Annotated in this window: 13 protein-coding genes; 6 read left to right on the top strand and 7 right to left on the bottom strand. The window is 74.3% G+C overall.

Annotated features, from left to right (window positions below; genetic code table 11):
* Nucleotides 1–6 precede the first annotated feature (6 nt).
* From WCD41_RS01915 to WCD41_RS01905, 3 genes are all read left to right on the top strand, one after another.
* Nucleotides 7–780 (top strand): TIGR03084 family metal-binding protein, encoded by a 774-nt coding sequence (locus WCD41_RS01915; protein WP_337711685.1) that lies wholly within the window; start codon nt 7–9, stop codon nt 778–780.
* Nucleotides 777–2,522 carry an acyclic terpene utilization AtuA family protein gene (locus WCD41_RS01910; protein ID WP_337711684.1) on the top strand — a complete coding sequence of 582 codons (1,746 nt, stop codon included), beginning with the start codon at nt 777–779 and terminating at the stop codon, nt 2,520–2,522. The genes WCD41_RS01915 and WCD41_RS01910 overlap by 4 nt, the downstream gene beginning before the upstream one ends.
* 252 nt (nt 2,523–2,774) lie before the next feature.
* Entirely contained in the window at nt 2,775–3,545 is a 771-nt protein-coding gene (locus WCD41_RS01905) for an SDR family NAD(P)-dependent oxidoreductase (RefSeq protein ID WP_337711683.1), read from the top strand.
* A gap of 15 nt (nt 3,546–3,560) precedes the next feature.
* Here WCD41_RS01905 and WCD41_RS01900 read toward each other — a convergent pair whose 3' ends face one another.
* Entirely contained in the window at nt 3,561–4,205 is a 645-nt protein-coding gene (locus WCD41_RS01900; RefSeq protein WP_337711682.1) for a DUF7002 family protein, read from the bottom strand.
* A gap of 219 nt (nt 4,206–4,424) precedes the next feature.
* Complete coding sequence (locus WCD41_RS01895; protein ID WP_337711681.1) at nt 4,425–4,610, bottom strand: hypothetical protein; 186 nt, start codon at nt 4,608–4,610, stop codon at nt 4,425–4,427.
* Between WCD41_RS01895 and WCD41_RS01890 the strand changes: the two genes are divergently transcribed.
* Both WCD41_RS01890 and WCD41_RS01885 read left to right on the top strand, forming a co-directional pair.
* The gene (locus WCD41_RS01890) at nt 4,609–6,213 is read left to right on the top strand and encodes an ArnT family glycosyltransferase (RefSeq protein WP_337711680.1); all 1,605 of its coding nucleotides are present in this window, start codon (nt 4,609–4,611) and stop codon (nt 6,211–6,213) included. The two genes, WCD41_RS01895 and WCD41_RS01890, sit on opposite strands and share 2 nt — an antisense overlap.
* A 49-nt stretch (nt 6,214–6,262) precedes the next feature.
* Nucleotides 6,263–7,594, top strand: coding sequence for a hypothetical protein (locus WCD41_RS01885; protein WP_337711679.1), 1,332 nt, complete (start codon nt 6,263–6,265; stop codon nt 7,592–7,594).
* Between the two features lie 6 nt (nt 7,595–7,600).
* Here the strand turns inward: WCD41_RS01885 and WCD41_RS01880 are convergent, their stop codons facing one another.
* Both WCD41_RS01880 and WCD41_RS01875 read right to left on the bottom strand, forming a co-directional pair.
* Nucleotides 7,601–8,011 carry a hypothetical protein gene (locus tag WCD41_RS01880; RefSeq protein ID WP_337711678.1) on the bottom strand — a complete coding sequence of 137 codons (411 nt, stop codon included), beginning with the start codon at nt 8,009–8,011 and terminating at the stop codon, nt 7,601–7,603.
* Between the two features lie 150 nt (nt 8,012–8,161).
* The gene (locus tag WCD41_RS01875; protein WP_337711677.1) at nt 8,162–8,761 is read right to left on the bottom strand and encodes a TetR/AcrR family transcriptional regulator; all 600 of its coding nucleotides are present in this window, start codon (nt 8,759–8,761) and stop codon (nt 8,162–8,164) included.
* Nucleotides 8,762–8,851: 90 nt separating this feature from the next.
* Between WCD41_RS01875 and WCD41_RS01870 the strand changes: the two genes are divergently transcribed.
* A complete protein-coding gene (locus WCD41_RS01870; protein WP_337711676.1) occupies nt 8,852–9,490 on the top strand; it encodes a hypothetical protein in 639 nt (212 codons plus the stop codon).
* 7 nt (nt 9,491–9,497) lie between these two features.
* Here WCD41_RS01870 and WCD41_RS01865 read toward each other — a convergent pair whose 3' ends face one another.
* The 3 genes from WCD41_RS01865 to WCD41_RS01855 form a co-directional block, all read right to left on the bottom strand.
* A complete protein-coding gene (locus tag WCD41_RS01865) occupies nt 9,498–15,746 on the bottom strand; it encodes a hypothetical protein (protein ID WP_337711675.1) in 6,249 nt (2,082 codons plus the stop codon).
* Between the two features lie 77 nt (nt 15,747–15,823).
* Nucleotides 15,824–16,960: a 5-methylcytosine restriction system specificity protein McrC gene (locus WCD41_RS01860; RefSeq protein WP_337711674.1), complete on the bottom strand. Its 1,137-nt coding sequence runs from the start codon at nt 16,958–16,960 to the stop codon at nt 15,824–15,826.
* A 1-nt stretch (nt 16,961) separates the two neighbouring features.
* The gene (locus WCD41_RS01855) at nt 16,962–18,452 is read right to left on the bottom strand and encodes an McrB family protein (RefSeq protein ID WP_337711673.1); all 1,491 of its coding nucleotides are present in this window, start codon (nt 18,450–18,452) and stop codon (nt 16,962–16,964) included.
* Nucleotides 18,453–18,455 lie beyond the last annotated feature (3 nt).

Raw genomic sequence — 18,455 nt, 5'->3', positions numbered from 1 at the left:
GTGTCGATGACGGCGCTGTGTGACGACCTGGCCGCGGAGTCCGCGTCGCTGCGGGCCGTGCTGGCCGGGCTCTCCGAGGCGCAGTGGCGGAGCGCCACGCCCGCGGTGGGGTGGACGATCGCCGACCAGGTGTCGCACCTCGCGTACTTCGACGACGTCACCCTGCGCTCGGCCACCGACCCCGCCGCGTTCGCCGCGGAGAAGGCGCAGATGGACGCCGACGGCGGCGTCGACCCGGACACCGTGTGCGCGCGGTTCCGCGACCTGTCGGGGGCCGAGATGCTGGCGTGGTTCGACGACGCCCGCGCCCGGATGATCGCCGGGTTCCGCGGGCTCGACCCGTCGCTGCGGGTGCCGTGGTTCGGCCCGGCGATGAGCGCGGCGTCCTCGCTGACCGCGCGGATCATGGAGACCTGGGCTCACGGGCAGGACGTGTACGACACCGTCGGCGTCGTCCCCGAGCCCACCGCCCGGCTGCGCCACGTCGCGCACATCGGGGTCGGGGCGCGGGCCTACAGCTACCTGGCGCACGGGCGGTCGATGCCGGACGCGCCGGTGCGCGTCGAGCTGACGGCGCCGGACGGGTCGGTCTGGGCGTGGGGCCCGGAGGAGGCGGCGGACCGGATCACCGGGCCGGCGCTCGACTTCGCGCTGCTCATCACCCAGCGCCGCCACCGCGACGACCTCGGCCTGGACATCGTGGGCGACGCGGCGCAGGAGTGGGCGGAGATCGGGCAGGCGTTCGCCGGCGCGGCCGGGACGGGGAGGAAGCCGCTGTGAGCACAGCGAGCACAGCGGAACGTGCGGTCCGGATCGGGAACATCTCGGGCTTCTACGGCGACCGGCTGAACGCCGCGCGGGAGATGCTCGAGGGCGGTGGGCGGGCGGGCGACGGCATCGACGTCCTCTGCGGCGACTACCTCGCCGAGCTGACCATGCTCATCCTGGCGAAGGCGCAGGCCAAGGACCCCGACGCCGGGTACGCGAAGACGTTCCTGACGCAGATGCGCGACGTCCTCGCCGACTGCGTGGCCCGGGGCGTCAAGGTCGTCTCCAACGCGGGCGGGCTCAACCCGGCGGGTCTCGCGGCGGCGATCGACGAGCTCGGGACCGGCGCGAAGGTCGCCTACGTCGAGGGCGACGACCTGCGGGGCTCGCTCGACGCGATCACGCCGCCCGTCACGGGCAAGCCGGTGTCGGCCAACGCCTACCTGGGCGGGTGGGGCATCGCGGAGGCCCTGACGGCGGGCGCCGACGTCGTCGTCACCGGGCGGGTCACCGACGCCTCGCTGGTGGTCGGGCCGGCCGCGTGGTGGCACGGCTGGGAGCGTGCGGACCTCGACGCCCTCGCCGGCGCCGTCGTCGCGGGCCACGTGATCGAGTGCGGGCCCCAGGCCACGGGCGGGAACTACGCGTTCCTCGACGAGATCACCGACCGGCGCTACCCCGGCTTCCCCATCGCCGAGGTCGCCGCCGACGGCTCGTCGGTGATCACCAAGCACCCGGGCACCGGTGGGCTCGTCTCGGTCGGCACCGTGACCGCCCAGCTGCTCTACGAGATCGCCGCCCCGGCCTACCTCGGCCCCGACTGCACCACCCACTTCGACACCGTCGAGCTCTCCGACGACGGCGAGCACCGCGTGCGCATCAGCGGCGTGCGCGGCAGCGCTCCCCCGCCGACGCTCAAGGTCGCGGTCAACGACGCCGGCGGCTACCGCAACACCATGACGCTGGTGCTCACCGGGCTCGACATCGAGGCCAAGGCCGCCCACGCCGAGGCGCTGCTGTTCGACGTGCTCGGCGGCCGCGACCGGTTCGCCGAGGTCGACGTGCGCCTCCTGCGCTTCGACCACCCCGACGCCGCCACCAACGCCGAGGCGACCGCGCACCTGCGGGTCACGGTGAAGGACCCCGACCCGCGCGTGGTCGGGCGCTCGTTCTCCAACGCGACGATGGAGCTCGCGCTCGGCGGCTACGCCGGCTTCCACACCACCACCCCGCCGACCGCCGAGTCGGCGTTCGGGGTCTACCGCCCCGCGACCGTGCCCCGCTCCGCCGTCACCCACACCGTCGTCCTCCCCGACGGCGAGCGCCGCACGGTCGCCGACCCGCCGGGTGTCAGCGGAGTGGCTCCGCAGACACCTAGTGTCCGCGATTCCACTCCGTCGCCACCGCCCGGCGGTCCGACGACGCGCGCCCCGCTTGGCACCGTCGTCGGCGCGCGGTCGGGCGACAAGGGCGGCGACGCCAACATCGGCCTCTGGACGCGCACCGACGACGCCTACGCCTGGCTGCGCGCCTTCCTGACCGTCGACCGTGCCCGCGAGCTCCTCGGCCCCGAGGCGGCGGAGCTCGCGATCGACCTCCACGAGCTGCCGAACCTGCGCGCCCTCAACCTCGTCGTGCACGGCGTCCTCGGCGACGGCGTGGCGTCCTCGGTCCGCCCCGATCCCCAGGTCAAGGGTCTCGGGGAGTACCTGCGCAGCAGGCTCGTCGACGTCCCGACGAGCCTGGTCCCGTAGCCCGGCGGCGGAGGGCAGCACCCGCACCCACGGCGACGTGATCGCCGTTTCGAGGAGCTGCGCCGCGCCTGGCGCCCGAGACGTCCTCGAAGCGGCGATCAGCCGTCCTCGGCGCCGGGGGTGAGAGGCTCGCCGCTCAGGTTCCATCGGCCGCGGCAGTTGCCGGAGGTGCCTCTCGTCGGCGCGGTGAGCGCTACCGTCGGACGGTCGGGGTCCGGCCGTCCGCGCCGGGCTCCGGGCCCGGGGGGACACGTGGACGGCAGCCTGGCGGTGGTGACCGGGGCGTCGGCCGGGATCGGTGCCGCGATGGCGACGGCGCTCGCCGCGCGCGGGCACCGTGTGCTGGCCGTGGCGCGGCGCGAGCACCGTCTGACCGCCCTCGAGACCGCGACCGGCGGCCGCGCGATCCCGCTGGTCGCCGATCTGACCGCCGAGGGCGCGGCCGCACGCGTCGCCGAGCGCGCGGCGGACCTCGGGGGCGCGGAGCTGCTCGTGAGCAACGCCGGGGTCGGGGCGTTCGGCGCGTTCCGGGACATCCCGCGGGACCGGACGCTCGAGATGCTCCGGCTCAACGTGCTCGCCGGCGTCGAGCTGACCCACCGGATGCTGCCGACGATGCTGGACCGGCGCCGGGGCGGCGTCATCGTGGTGACCTCGAGCGGCGGGATGTACCCGACGCCGAACCTCGCGGCCTACGGCGGCAGCAAGGCGTTCCTGCTGTCGTGGGGCGAGGCGCTGGCGATGGAGCTGCGCGGCACGGGCGTCCGGGCGATGGTCACCTGCCCCGGCCCCACCGCCACCGAGTTCGGCGACACGGCGGGGATGGCCGACCTCCTCGGCAGGGCCCCGGGCCTCGCGCAGCCCGACGCGATCGCGCGGTCGGTGCTGGAGGCGTGGGACGCCGGACGCGTCCTCCACGTCCCCGGCCCGGCCAACCGGGTGATGGCCGGACTGTTCCAGCGCCTGCCGCGGAAGGTGACCCGGACGGTCACGGCGGCGATGTTCCGGCGCCCGGCGGGCTGACCGGGGCCCGGGGGTTCACCCGGCCTCCCGGTCGAGCAGAACGGTCCGGACGTCGCCGGGCCCGCGCCGCTCCACGCGGAGCACGTGCTGGTCGATGTCGTGCACACCGTCGACGACGGCGAGCTCGACGATCGCCCGCGCCGGCCACGGATGGTCCTCGATCGTCGTGAACGTGTGGGCGCCGCGCGGCGGAGCGTTCGGGAACAGGGTGGCGCCGGAGTTGAGCCCGGCCAGCCGGACACGGTCCCGGTGCGCCGCCAGGAGACCCGCCGTGTCGAGGGTGATCACGTCGTGCGCGCGACCGCGGTAGAGCCGGGCCTCGAGCAGCCCCGCCAGCCGGTCCTCGTCCACCCAGAAGAAGACCCGCCCGTTGAGCACGTCGAGCCACTCCCGGAACGTCATGTCGACGAGGTGCAGGTTCCGTTCCTGCAGCGGCATCTGGTCACGGATGACCACGGAGCCGAGCGTCGGGTGCTCCAGCGAGGTCGACTCCGTGCGCCGGGCCTCGAGCAGGCGGCGCCGCACGTCGTCACCCGGCGCACAGGCGTCCACGATCTGGCGGGTGGTCCGCAGGCCGTGGTCCCGGAGCGCCGGCCACGCTCCCGCCGACGCCATGTGGAACACCCGGGGGTGGCGGGCGATCAGCTCGTCCTCGATCACCCGGCACGGATACCCGCCCGCGACCGGCGTCGACGAGGGAACGCCCTCCCGCACTCGGGGGCTGGCCCCCTCCCCCGGGGCGATCACACGCAGCAGAGTTCTCCTCGGTCCCGGAGACCGCACCCCATCGGCTGGTTGCTCTGCGTCGTCAAGGGTGCTGTCATCCCGTCGTGAGGTTCGCCTGTTCAGGTGAGCGCGCCCCGGAAGGTGCTGCATGAACTACTCCCCGCAGTACGGCGGTCGGCCGGTGGGCCGTCCGGGGCCGATGCCGCCCGGGCGCCCCCCGGGGCCGCACCGCACGCCGCCCCGTCCGACCCCGACGCCGCCGCCGCGCGCTCCCCGCGCTCCCGCCCCGCCCCGCACGACGACCCCGACGGCCACCGGGGCGCCCCCCTCGACGTCCATGACCATGATGGCGCCGCTGATGCGCAGCATCACGCACGGCGCCCCCGGCCGCCGGGACTGGCGCTGGGTCCTCAGCGCCGCCGTCCCGGTGGTGGTGCTGGGCCTCGTCGCCTTCGCCGTCCGGGCCGTCGGCGTGCACTCGGGGTTCGAGCTCTGGGTCGACGAGATGGTCTACTCCGACCTGGGCAACTCGGTCGCCCGCGGGGACCTGCCGAACCTCCCGAACGGCTACTTCTTCTTGCACCCGCCCGGGATGTTCGTGGTCGAGGGCCTGGTCATCAAGGTGTTCGGTCTCGGCGACCTCGACCCGGCGAGCCGGGTGTGGGCGCTGCGCTGGCTGACGATCACGCTGGGCGCGCTGTCGGTGATGCTGGTGTTCCTGATCGTCCAGCGGATCGTCGGCCGTCTCCCCGCGTGGTTCGCCGCGGCCCTGATGATCTTCGAGCCCTTCGTGCTGCGGAACAACAGCCGGGTCTTCCTCGAGACCCTCGGCGGCCTCTTCGTCCTGGTCGGCCTGCTGGCCCTCATCCACCACATCACGGCCGGCGGCGCCCGGGACACCCGTGTCCTGCTCCCGGTCACGGCCGGCGCGTTCTTCGGTCTCGCCATCCTGACCAAGGACGTCTACGTCCTCTACGTCTTCCTCCCGGTGGTCGCCGCGATCTTCTGGCGCAAGACCCTGGCGATGCGCGAGGCACTGCTCGTGCTCGCGGCCACCGTCACCCCCTACGCCCTCTACCTGCTGTTCCTGTTCGCCGCCGGCCGCCTCGGCGGGTGGGTCGAGGCGAAGGCGCAGGGCATCGCCCGCATGTTCGGGGGCAACGTGACCAGCGGCTACAACGCCGAGGGCGCGCCCAGCCTCGTCTCGCGGCTCATCGAGCTGGTCGGCCACTACGGGACCAGCTACGCCCTGCTCGCCATCTGCCCGCTCGCCGGCATCCTCGTCGTGCGCAGCGCCCGCCCCGAGCGGCGCATGGTCGGCCTGACCGCCCTGTTCATGGGGGCGTTCGGGCTCTACTCGGCGGCGTTCGGGACCTTCGAGGAGCAGTACGGCTACGGGATCATGCTCGCGAGCATCACGGCGATGGCGGTGGCGGTCGTCGAGGCGCGCGAGCAGTGGCCTCGCGTGCAGCGGCCGGTCCTCGTCGCGACGTCCCTGTTCCTCGTGTTCGCCGTCGCCCTCGGCGTGCGCACCGAGCTGACCACCGACAACGGCTTCCAGCAGTTCCACGAGTGGGTCGCGGAGGGCAATCTGCCGGCCGACGCGAAGGTCGGCGTCACCAACGGGACCGCCCACTGGATGTACGCCCGCGACCCGCGCTTCGGCGTCTGGGTCAGCCCGAAGGAGATGCGCGACGCGGGCGCCCAGTACATCCTCACGCAGAGCCTCACGACGCGGCAGGGCTACGACTACGCCGTACCCGGGCTGATCGACTGGCTGGAGGCCAACGCGACGCCGGTCTTCCGCGCCGACGGCCCCAACAACGGCGCGACGATCCTGTACCGGGTCGACCAGCCGGCGCTCGACGAGGGCGCCGACGCCGACGTCGCCGCCTCCCCCGACCGGAACGGGGGCGAGATCGGTGTCGAGGCCGGCGGCTGAGCCCTCCACCCGGCGGCCGGCCTCCGGGACGCGGCGCACCACCGTGATCGTGCTGGTCGCCGTGGTCGCGGCGGCGGTCGTCCTCGCGGTGCTGGTCCTCGGAGGGGCGAGCCGCGCGACGGCGCCGGGCGACGGCGAGCCGCCCCGCTTCGGCGTGCTCGGCTCGTCGTGCGACGCCGCCCGGGTCGGGCCCCTGGTCGGGGCCGGCGTCTCGCTGGCGCAGATCACGATCCGCTGGTCGGAGTTCGCGCCCGAGCCCGGGATCGTCGACCCGGGCTACCGCGACGAGGTCGACGCGACCATCCGGCGCTGCCGGGACGCCGGGCTCGGCGTCGTCCTGAGCCCCGGCCTGCAGGGGGTCCCGGAGTGGGTCACCGCGCTGCCCGGTGCGTCGTACCGCGACCAGTACGGACGACCCGGCTCCGCCGCGGTGCCGAACCTCGCCTTCAGCGCGGCGGCGCGTGACGCGACCGCCGAGTACCTCGCCGAGGTCGCGCGCACGTGGCCCCTGGAGACGTTCGCCGCGATCCGGGTCGGGACCGGCGACAACGGCGAGCTCGGCTACCCGACCCGCTCGGCCGACCCGTCCGGGGAGACCCCGTCCAACGCCTTCTGGGCCTTCGACGACGCCGCTCAGCAGGGCGACGGCCTCGCGGCGGGCGCCGCACCGTCGCCGATGCCGGGATGGACACCGGGGGACCCGGAGTGGAACGGCCGCGCGGTGGACGCGAAGCAGGTCCGGAGCTGGTTCGAGTGGTACTCGGCCTCGATCGCCGGGGCCGCCCGCTGGCAGATCGACACGCTGCGCGAGCTGGGTTTCCGCGGCGAGATCCACCTTCCCCTGGCGGGCCGCGGGGTGCTCCCCGCCGATCTCGACGCCGCGGTCGAGAACCGTCTCGACGGCACCGGGGACCGGGACGGCAGCCTGAACACCGGGCTGGACTACCGCGCGCAGCTCGCCGCCCTCGCCGCCGCACCGGGGCCACTGGTGGTGGACAGCAGCAGCGTCGACGACACCACCGCGGTGAACGCCCGGCGTCTGGACCCGCCCCAGGACGTGTGCGCGCCCGACGACGCCGAGCAGGTGCGGTTCCCGACCGTCGACGTGTCGGCGTGGCCGTCCTACCGCTGGACCGCGGCGGTGGCCGCGGAGCACGGGCTGCCCGTGATGGGCGAGAACCCCGGGAACGCGGCCGCCGCGGGCACGGGTGGTGACGCCGGCTCCGATCCCCTGCCCGAGCAGATGACGCAGGGCACCCGGTACGCGCAGGAGTGCGGGTTCCGCGCGTTCCTGTTCGCCTTCGAGGACGACCTGTTCGGCGGGTCGCCCGACCTGAACCCGGACGTCTACGCCGCGCGCATCCGGGCCGTCACCGGCTGACCCCGCTCAGGATCCTTCGGCGGGCGTGGTCTCCGCGGTGGTCGGCTCCGGCGGTGTCGGCGTGAGCTGGGGCGCCGGGCCGAGGAAGCCGAAGGTCATCAGCAGGACGACGGCGACCGCCGCCAGGATCAGCGCCGCCATCACCAGCAGCACGATCGTCTGGTTGCGACGTCCCCGAGCGCGCGCCTCGGGGGTGCCGGCGGCGGCGACCTTGCCGGTCGCCCGGGTCCGGCGGGGACGCGCCGCGCCTTGGCTCCTGTCCTTGTCCTTCCCCGTGCCCGCGGCTCTCGGGGCGCCGCCGCGCCCGTCCCGCGACCGGCCGGGCGACCCCAGCGACGGGGGCGGTTCCGCCGCGGTCCGCGGCGGGGGTGGTGGACGGTCGCCGGGCGGCGGAGCGCGCCGGACCGGGGGCGGCATCCGGGGGCCGGGCCCACCCGGGACGCCGGGTCCGGGACCGCGGGGGCCGGGGCCGCGCCGGGGCGGAGGTCCGCCGGGGGGTGGATGGTTCACGGCACCTCCTGGGCACTGGCCGGGATGCTAGCCGGGGCGCGACCCGCCGCACAGCGCTCAGCCCGGAGCGGCGAGGACGGCGTCGACCGCGATCCCGAGGACGTCGGTCTCGGACTCCAGGACGGAGTCGTCGCCGGGCATCGCCCGCTCGATCGACAGGCCGCCGACGACGGTGTTGAGGAACCGCGCCCGCCGGGTGTTGTCGCCGTCGGCCAGCGCACCCTCCGCGACGAGGACTGTGAGCCAGTACTCGACGCGGCGCAGGCCCTCCCGCGCGGTGGCGAGGTAGGTCGCGCGGAGCTCGTCGGTGGGCTCCGGGGCGATGAACCGCTCGTGGACGGTGCTCCAGGCCTGCCGGGACGGTGCGCCGGGTGGCGCCGGGGCGAGGACGAGGCGCAGGCAGGCGATCAGCCGTTCCCGCGCCGGGAGCGTCGTGTCGTGGATGACGTGGTCGTCCGGGATCGCGATGTCGTACACGCACGCGAGCACGGCGTCCTGGAGGGCGCGCTGCGTCGGGAAGTGGTGGCGCAACGAGCCGGTGCTCACCCCGGCCCGCGCCGCCACGGCCCGCACGCTCAGCCCGGCCCCCAGGTGCTCGCCCGTCATCGCCACGGCCGCCTCGAGGATCCGCTCCCTCGAGCTCTTCTCCTGCGTCACCTCTCCAGCGTACTAGTACGCCGTACTAATACACCGTGCTAGTGTGCGACCAGTACAGCGTGTTGGTGGCGACGTCGGGGAGGAAACGGCATGTTCACGCAGCTGCGGCGGCGGATGACCGAAAGGCGCCTGCGACCCGGGGACGGGAGCGCGTTGCAGCGTTTCCGCTGGTGGCAGCCGCTGGGTCGGTCGCTGTTCCACCTGCGCCTGCCCGAGGGTGACCACGCCGTCGACGTGCGGCACTGGCGGAACTCCGGCTCCGGCGAGCCGACGGCGCAGCTCTACATCGACGGCCGGCAGGAGCTCACGTCGAAGCTGCCGGCGGCGTTCCCGGTGCCGGGCGGCACCATCGAGGTCGCGGTGAGCACTTTCGGGATCAAGCGCGTCCACTTCGTGGCCGTCGACGGCGCCGAGCACGTGCTCACGCCGGATCCCCGCTCCGCGGAGGCGCGCCGCGCGCGGCTCGACCATCGATATCCGGCCCTGAGCAGGGGCATCGGCGTCCTGTCGGTGCTCCTGCTCCTCGTCGGCGTCGGCCTGATGCTGCTCCAGGTCGCCGAGCCCGTCTCGCGGATCCCGCCGATCGCGATGAACCTCGGCGTCTTCGCGTCACCGGTCAGCCTGCCGTGGTGGCTGAACGCCGCGCTCACGGCCGGGGCCGCGCTGGGCAGCACGGAACGAGCCCTGCGGATCCGGTACCGCTGGTGGCTCGACGCGCTGGGGAACTGAGCCGATATCACCAGTTCCAGGGCAGGGCCTTCCCGAGGGTGTCGACGGCGCCCTCGGCGAAATCGCCGAGCCCGTCGACGATGTCGCCGACGGTGTCGACCACGTCCTCGAGGGCACCGACGACGTCGGTGACGACCGAGGCGGCCGCGTCGGCGACGTCCTCCGCGGCGTCGCCCACCCCGCCGGCGATGTCGCCCACGGCGTCCGTGATGCCCTCGGCCGCGTCGCCGATCGCCCCGGCGACGTCCTCGGCACCCGACCCGAGGACCTCGGCGGCGTCGCCGATCCCCTCGCCGATGTCACCGATGCCGTTGACGGCCCACTCGCCCGTGTCGCCGAAGAACTCGATCACGTCCTCGCCCGCCCCGATCGGGTCGGTGATCACGTCACCGATCCCCTCGACCAGCGAGCTCGGACTGAACGACAGGTCGAGCTCGAAGCCGAGCTCGAGGCCGATCGCCGCGCTGACGTCGAAGCTGAACCCGATGCGGTCGACGGAGACCTCGCCCTCGACCTCGAGCTCGGCGCCGAGTCCCACACCGACCTCGACGCCGTACTCCCCACTGACGAAGCCGAGATCGCCGCCGCCGGTCGTCCCGACCCGCGCGGCGGCCATCGCCTCGAGTGACACCGATGCCTGGATGCCGTCGATGCCGATGTGGGCGCTGCCGACGGCGGCCGCGTAGGCCATCGCCGAGGCGTCCACCTCGGCGGAGATGTCGCCGAGCGGCGTGCCGAGCGTGCCGCCGATCCGGCCCTCGACGCCGATGAAGACCTCGAGCGACCCCTGCGCGTCGATGCCGTTCGGGCCGATCTCCACCGACCCCTGGCCCTCGACGGAGACGCCGAGCTTGCCCTCGGCGGTGAACTCCCCGCTGAAGATGCCGGTGTCGAAGCTCTCCGAGACCCGGCCCTCGAGCGCGAACGCCGCGTCGAAGGCACCCCCGACCTTGATCGACTGGTTCTCCAGCGGCGGCAACGACGGCCGTGGCATCCCGAGCGGCTCCACCGGCCGCATGACGGTCGTGACCAGCGTCTGGGCGCCACTCGGGTCGAACTTCGTGACGGTCAGCGGCTCCTGGTCGTTGACGACCACACCCGGGGGGTTGTCGACCTCGACCCGCGCCCCGCCCTGGTACCGCAGCTCCGTCCAGGTGTGCCCGTCCGCCCCCTCGAAGCGGCGCACCTGCTCGAGCGGCGCCTCCACAGGCTTGTCGCTCGGGACCTGCCCGAGCCCGAAGTTCCGCGTGCCGGGGTCGGTCCACTGGGTGACCCACCGGTCGCCGTTCGTGAACTCGTGGACCTCGGACCACGACCCGTTCGGCGCCGTGACGCGGGTCTTCAGCGACCCGTCGGTGCCGAGCCAGGACTCCGTGGTGTCGGTCGGGCCGTCGATCTTCGCCCAGTAGCTGCCGTCGGGCTGGGTGATGCGCTCCATGCGCCCGTCGGCGTTCTCGGCGATCTCGTGGCGGGTGCCGTCCTGCTGCATGTCGACCCAGGTCGACGGCATCCCGCCCGGGCCCTTCTCCGACACCGTGATGTGCCGGTCGGCGGTCAGGGCCTCCTCGCGGGTCCCGCCGTCGGGCAGCTGCGACGACTTCGTCCAGGTGCCGTCGGGCCGCGTTGTCAGTGTCGAGACCGTCCCGGCGCCGTCGTCGGTGCGCTGCTCGATCGTGCCGTCGGGCTGCTTGGTGACGGTCGTCGTGCGCGTGCCGTCGGTCTCGGTCTGGGTGGCGAACCCGTCGGGCCGCGCCTCGGAGACGGTGCTGCGCCCGTCGGCGTCGGTGACGATCCGGATGGATCCGTCGGGACGGAGGGTCCGCTCGACGTGCTTCCCGTCCGCGGTGGTGACGGACTCGGTCTGCGTGCCGTCCGGGGACACCGAGACCGACCGCTCGGCCCCGCCCTCACCGCGCACCGACTGGGTCTCGGTGCCGTCCGGCGCGTGGATCTTGAGGATGGTCTGCTCGGTGGCCGGGTCGTAGAGCCTCGACTCGGTGCGGCCGTCCTCGAAGGTCGAGGTGGTCGCCTCGACGCCGTCGACGTCGGTGGCCGTGACGACCAGGGCGCCGGGCCAGCGGGTGACCTCCGTCGAGCTCCCGTCGGCGAGGGTGACGGTCTTGGCGAGCGAGCCGTCGCCCAGGACCTCGGTGCGCAGGGTCTGTCCCTGCGCGTCGGTGACCTCCGAGACCCAGCTGCCGGTGACGCTCGTCGTGACGCGCTCGACCGACCCGTCCTCGTGGGTGATGACCTCGATCCGCTCGCCGTCGGGCCCGACGGAGAGCGCCACCTGCGGCGGCTCGGTCTCGGTGTTCGCGGCCGGCGGCACCTCGCCGCCCGGGGGCACGCTCTCGTGGGAGAGGACCTGCCCGGTGCGCCCGTCGACCGTCACCGACTCGGTGCGCCCGTCGGGGAAGGTGTAGACCCGCGTCGTCGTGCCGTCGGGGTTGCCGACCTCCTCGACCTCGAGCCGGGTCGTCACCGACACCCCGTCGCTGCGGGTGGCCACCGCGGCCGCACCGCCGTCGGCGGTGGTCACGACGCTCGTGGTCAGCTTCTGCCCGGTCAGCCCGATCTGGACGGTCTGGAAGACCTGTCCGCCGGGGGGCGGGACCGCGCCGTCGAGCGGCATCCGGAACTGGGTGGTGACGCCGTCGAGGCCGGTGTGGTCCTCGGCGAACCCCGTCTCCGGATCCCAGCGCCGCAGGATGTTCTCCCCGTCGGCGCCGACCTCGGTGCGGGTGCCCGACAGCCCGTCGTCGTGCGTCGAGACGCGCGTCCCGTCGTCGTCGACCCAGGACTCGTAGACCTCCCCGTCGGGGCCGGTGAACCGCTGGATCTCCTGCACCGAGCCGTCGGGATGCAGGATCTCGACGGTCTGGGCGCCGGTGGCGGGGTCGGTGGCGACGACGCGTTCCGCGGTGGCGCCGACGAGCTCACCGCTGCCCGGGTGACCCTCGTGATGGGTCGCGGCGCCCAGGGCGTCGACGGTGAACGCGTCGGTGCGCCCGTCGGGGAAGGTGTAGACCTTCGTGACGGTCCCGTCGACGTTCTCGATCTCGGTGACCGCGACGCGCACGGTCGCGGTGCCCTCGGGCGTGGTGAACGTGGCGAGGGCGTCGCCGTCGTCGAGCGCCTCGACGGTGGTGATGACCTGGTCGCCGTCGGGCGAGGTGTCGATGGTCTCGAAGAGCGGCCCGTCGGGCAGACCGTTCGTCCCCCAGGTCGCCGACGAGGACGACCCGTCGGGTCGGTCGACGCTCGAGGTGAACGAGGTGTCGTCCCAGGAGTCCTGGGTCAGGGTGCCGTCGGGGGCCTCGAGGGTCGTCATCCCGCCCGTCGTCGCCCACACCTGCTCGGTGACGTGTGTGCCGTCCGGGAGCGTGTAGACGGCCTCGCCCGGCGGGTCGGTACGGACGAACTCGACGGTCGTGCCGTCGGCGTAGGTGCGGGTGACGGTCTCGGCGCCGGTGGCCGGGTCGGTCGTGACCTCCTCGCGCAGCGTGCCGCCGTGGTAGGAGCCGTTGACCTCGGCGCCCGGATCGCCCGGCGGGTCGACGGGCCCGCCGGAGCCGGGGTGGCCCTCGAGCGCGACGGGGACGCCGTCGATCCCGAGCGTGACGGCCTCGACCCGCCCGTCGGGGAAGGCGAGGAGGTGGGTCACCGACCCGTCCGGGTTCTCGACGGCCTCGATCGCCACGCGCATCGACGTCGTGGACGTACCGCTCGTGACGGTGGCGGTCGCGCCCTCCCCGTCGGCGTCCATCACCACGACGGTCTCGATGCTCTCGCCGCCGGGACCGGTCGCGGTGGTGCGCAGGATCTCGCTGTCCGCGAACATCCCGGACGACTGCGCGACGACGGTGGCGCCGTTCGCGCCGGTCGTGGTGAGCACGGTCTCCCCGCCGTCGCGGACGAGGACGCGGGTCGTCCCGTCGGGCGAGGTGGTGGTGGTCGTGACCGTGAAGCGCCCCTCGGTCATCGGGGTGGTGGTCTCCGTGACCGACGCGCCGTCGGGCTCGGTCCAGGTGGCGACGAGGTTCCCCGTGCCGTCCACCGTGCGCGTGACCTCGCGGATCGTGCCGTCGCCGAGGTGCTGCTCTACCAGCCCGGGGGTGGTCTCGCCGCGGTCGATCTCGAGGACGACGCCGCCGCGGTGCCCGGTCGGGTCGGTGGTGGCGGGGGCGTCCTCGTCGTCGGTCTCGTCGGTGTCGGTGATCTCGCCGGGTGCCTCGTGGACCTCGTGGTGGAGCACCTCCCCCGTGGTGTTGACGGTGAACGCCTCGGTGCGGCCGTCGGGGAAGGTGAAGGTGCGGGTCAGGCTGCCGTCGAGGTTCTCGACGTCCTCGACCTCGACGCGCGTGGTCGCCGTCGCGGGCCCGTCGCCGGTGATCGCCACGGCGCCGCCGTCGGAGGTCCCGACGACGCGGATCGTCTCGACCGAACCGTCCGGGGCGGTGATCGTCGTGGCGAACTGCTGCTGCCCCTCGAGCACCGCCACGCCGGAGAACCGGCCGTAGAGCGTCGCCACCGTGGAGGTCGTGGTCCCGTCGGGCTCGCGGGACTCCTCGGTGAACATGTCGCCGGCGCGGGCCGCGGTGGTGGTGCTGCCGTCGGGCCCCGTGGTGGTCCAGCCGCCGTCGCGTCCGTAGGTCTCGGTGACGACGACGCCGTCGGCCGTCGTGTAGGTGTCGGTGGTCTTCCCGTCGACGACCGCGCGGGTGACGTCGCGCTGGGTGCCGTCGGCGTAGGTCACCCGCAGCTTGCCGTCCTCGCCGGGCAGGACCTGCTGGACGACGATGCCACCGCGGTACGTCCCGGCGGGCCCGGAGACCGGCGCCTCGGGCCGCGGCGGCGGGACGACCGGCGCCTCCTCGGCGTTCGGGGCGTCGGGGCCGTCGTCGGTGTCGGTGTCGGGGTCGGTGTCGGGGTCGGTGTCGGGGTCGCTACCGTCCGCCGGGCCGTCGTCGGTGTCGCTGTCGGAGCCGTCCATCGGCGAGGTCGGGGCCGGTGAGGTCGGGGCCGGTGAGGTCGGGGACGTCGTGTCCGGCTCCGGCGCCGCCACCGGCGCGCTGCCGTTGGTGGCCGGAGCGGTGGTGGTCGAGTCGGCGGTGGTCACTTCGGTGGTGGCGTGCCCGTCGAGGTCGATCCCGAGGACGTCCAGGAGCTGGCGGGCGGCGTCCTGCAGCCCAGGCAGGTGGGCCGTGTCGACGGACTCGCCCCGCGCCGCGTCGACGATCAGGCCGGCGAGCAGGTCGAACGCCTCGCCCCGGCTGTCGCCCGGCTCGTCGTCGCCGGGCTGGTTCTCCCCGGTCTCGTCCTCGACCGCCTCGCGGAGGGACTCGCGCAGCTCCGCCTGCCAGGAGGGGCCGGTGTCGCCGGAGGTCGTGCCGTTCGTGGCCGGCCCAGAACTCGACGACACCGGGCTCGACGACACCGGGCTCGACGACACCGGGCTCGACGACACGGGGGTCGCCGGCGCCGTGGTCGGCACGCCGCGGTCGACCGGGACCGACATCGCGGGGCCGACCTGCTCGTCCCAGTCGTCGGTCGGCGGGAAGCACTCGCGGTCCCCGTGGTCGTCCGTCTCGACGGCGTCGGGCGCCGGCCGCGTGTCCGACCCGCCCCCGTCGTCCTCCCCGTCCGGGCCGAGCGCCTCCCACGCGTCCGGTTCGCCCCCACGGGGCTCGGGGATCGTGGGTGACGAGGACGGGGCCGGCCCGGCCGTTGGCTCGGGCGTCGCCTCGGGGGTCGCCGGAGCACTCGCCGGCTCCGAACGGGTCTCGGGTTCGTCCTCGGATTGGTCCTCGGTGGCGCGGTCGCGCTCGTCGTCCTCGGCCTCGTCGTCCCGGGCCCGGTCCTCGTCCCGGTCCTGGTCGCTGTCGCGGTCCTCGTCGCTGGTGCTGTCGCCGCTCGAGTCGCCGCTGTCGTCGGAGCCCGAGTCGTTCGACGAGTCGCTGGTGTCGTCGGAGCCCGAGTCCTCGGAGTCACTGCCGGAGTCGCCCGAGTCCCCGCTGTCGACCTGGGACGCCTCGTGCAGCGACGCAGCGAACCCCATCCCCGACCGCGAGAGGCGCTCCTCGAGACGTCGGGGAGACTTCGCGCCGCGCTCGATCTGCAGGCTCCGCAGCCGTGCCGCGTCGTCGGCGTCCAGCTCGAACCGGGCGATCATCTGCTCGGGATCGTCCTGGAAGACCCGGCTCGCCGCCTCGTCGGTGGCGAGCAGGACCAGCAGGTCCTCGATCCGTCCGGTCACGTCTGCCCCCTCGGTCGCACCCCCCGACGCGCGGGTCAGCGTGCCGGGTGCGGGGTGCCGGGGTCTGCCGTAGCGGACTACTGCTGTTGCGCCGCACCGACCAGCACCGGGAGCCCCCGCTGCTCGACCGTCACGTCGTCCATCGCGTACGTCGTGCTCCCGCCCCGCCCCGGCAGCACGAGGACTCCCCGGGTGACGCGCAGGCGCCGGCAGTAGGTGAAGACCTGGTAGAGGTCGCCGGGGTCGGGCCTGCTCCTGATCGGCTTGTACTTCGCGTCGTACACGGCGACGGGTCGCCCCTCGGGGTCGTACTCGACGACGTCGGCGCGCCCGTGGGAGGCGTCCGGCGGGTCGGTGATCGGCACCCGGACCTGGCGTTCCACCCGGTGGCCCGGGGCGGCCTCCGCGGCGACGGTCCGCTCGACGAACGCCTCCCACACGCTCGTCATCGGGAACAGCACCGCGGCGCCGCTGCGGTCGACGCCCTCGGGCAGCAGGCTGGTCCCGCGGATGACGAGCACGGCGGCGTCGAAGACGTCCCGGCCGTGTGCGGGCAGGCGGAGTCGCGCGACGCGGATCGCGCGCTCGACGTCCGGGACGCGGGTGATCGCCGCGAGCGCCGGGATCATCGCGGTGAGGCGGGCACGCGTGCGGGCGTGGCGCAGCGGAGCACGCAGCAGCAGGTCGAGGGCGCGCGCGAGCACCTGGTTCACCGGGACGTCGCGGGTGATGCGCTGCGCGCGGGTCACGAGCCGGTCCGCGCGGCCCGCGTGCCGGCGCAGGTGGGTGGCCACGTCCGGTCGGCCCGCGAACGGCGGCCGGGTGAAGGTGCGCTCCACGTACCCCTTGGGCAGGCCGCGCCCGACGAGCCGCTCGAGGGCGTCGACGAAGGTGACGGCGACGAGGTCGACGAGCGAGCCGTGCTCGTCGGCGGGGACGGGGTCGTCGCGCAGCAGCGCGGGTGCGCCGACGTAACCCGCGAGGAGCGCCGCCGTGTCGGCGAGGTCGAGGCGGCTGCGGATGTCGAGGACGAGCCCGCCGGGCAGGCGGAGCCGACCGACGAACGGTCCGGGGACGAGGGCGCAGCGGCCGGGCCCGGTCGGCGTGACCGACCGCAGCACCGCGCCCTCGCCGCGTGTCAGGGCGACCACGGCCCGCAGGTCGGCCTCCCCGAGCTCGACCTCGGTCGACGTGTACTCCCGCAGCCCGAGCACGTCAGCTGCCCTCGCCCAGCAGCAGCCGGACCTCCCGGTCGAGCTCCGCGAGCCGGTCGGGCTGGTCGAACCAGAGCTCGGCGAGGTACGGGTGCACCTGGAACGTCCAGGCGCGCACCAGCGACGCGGCGTCGTCGCGCACCATCCAGTACGAGTGCCCGGGGGCGGCCGGGTGGGTGTCCACGGCGTCGGCGACCAGGTCGAACACGCGGACCGGCAGGTCGGAGACGTCGTCCTGGGCCTCGAGCCAGCGGCGCAGGACCTCGCGGTCGGGGTGCAGGGCGAACGCGTGGAAGCGCCGGCGCAGGGCGAAGTCCACGAGCGCGAGGCTGCGGTCGGCGGTGTTCATCGTGCCCAGCACCAGCAGGTTCGGCGGCACCTGGAACGGCTCCTGCGAGTACGGGAGCCGCGCGCTCTGCCCGCGGTACTCCAGCAGCAGGAGCAGCTCGCCGAAGACGGCGGCGAGGTCGGCCCGGTTCATCTCGTCGACGACCAGGACGAACTGCTCGCCGGGCGCGGCGGCGGCCTCGGCGCACAGCGTGCGGAACAGCCCGGGCCGCACGGCGTAGGTCAGCCCGCCCGAGCGCGGGTCGACCTCGGGGCGCAGCCCCTCCACGAAGTCCTCGTAGGAGAAGGCGGGGTGGAACTGGACGAGCCGCACGTGGTCGGGCGACGTCGCGAGGTGCGCGGCGAGCCGGCGGGCCACGAAGGTCTTGCCCGTGCCGGGCGGGCCGTGGAAGAGCGCCTGGCGCAGCCGCCCCTCCGACAGGGCGGCGACCCACTCGTCGACGACCTCCACGTCGAGGTGGCAGGCGCGGGCGACGTCGGCGCTGGTCCCGGGGGTACCCCCGGTGCTCCCCCCACCGCCCGGCTCCGGAGGGCGTGGCTCGTCGTCGCCGCCCTTCGCCGCCTTGAACAGCGCGGTGAGCACGGCGTCGTGCTCCTGCGGCGCGACGCCGAACCTCTCGCGCCACTCCAGCAGGTCGATGCAGAACCGCGCGTAGTGCTCGCCGCTGCGCGCCCGGTAGCGCGTGCCCGTGACCGCGCGCAGCCCGCCCGTGGTCGCGTTGATGAGGATGCCGAACCGCTCCGGGTCCCGCAGGTACATCATCATCGTCAGCAGCGACGAGCCCGCGCCGTGCAGCAGGGTGCGGGTCGCCAGGACGTCGCCGACCAGCCGCAGCGCGTCCTCCTCCGACGGTCCCCACAGCGTCCGGATCGCCTCGTTGAGCTCGTCGAGACGCTCGGTGGCCTGCAGGATCGAGTAGCCGGTGAACGCGGGCGCGAAGCGGTTGCGCTTCTCGACGCCGGCGATCTCGTGGCGGTTGAACAGCTCGCCGAGCTCGAGGAACTCCTCGCGGCTCATCCGGCCCGGGTGACGGTCGAGCATGCGGCGCGCGTCGTCCTCGGCCTCGCGGCGGGCGGGGACGAAGCGCGGGCCGTAGACCTCCCGGACCTGCGCGAGCACCTCGACCGTCGACGGTGTGGGCATGCG

The sequence above is a fragment of the Actinomycetospora aeridis genome (genome assembly GCF_037400275.1).
Lineage (GTDB): Bacteria > Actinomycetota > Actinomycetes > Mycobacteriales > Pseudonocardiaceae > Actinomycetospora > Actinomycetospora aeridis.
Note: the sequence above shows the minus strand (reverse complement) of the source record. Positions and strands in the feature narration are given on the sequence as shown.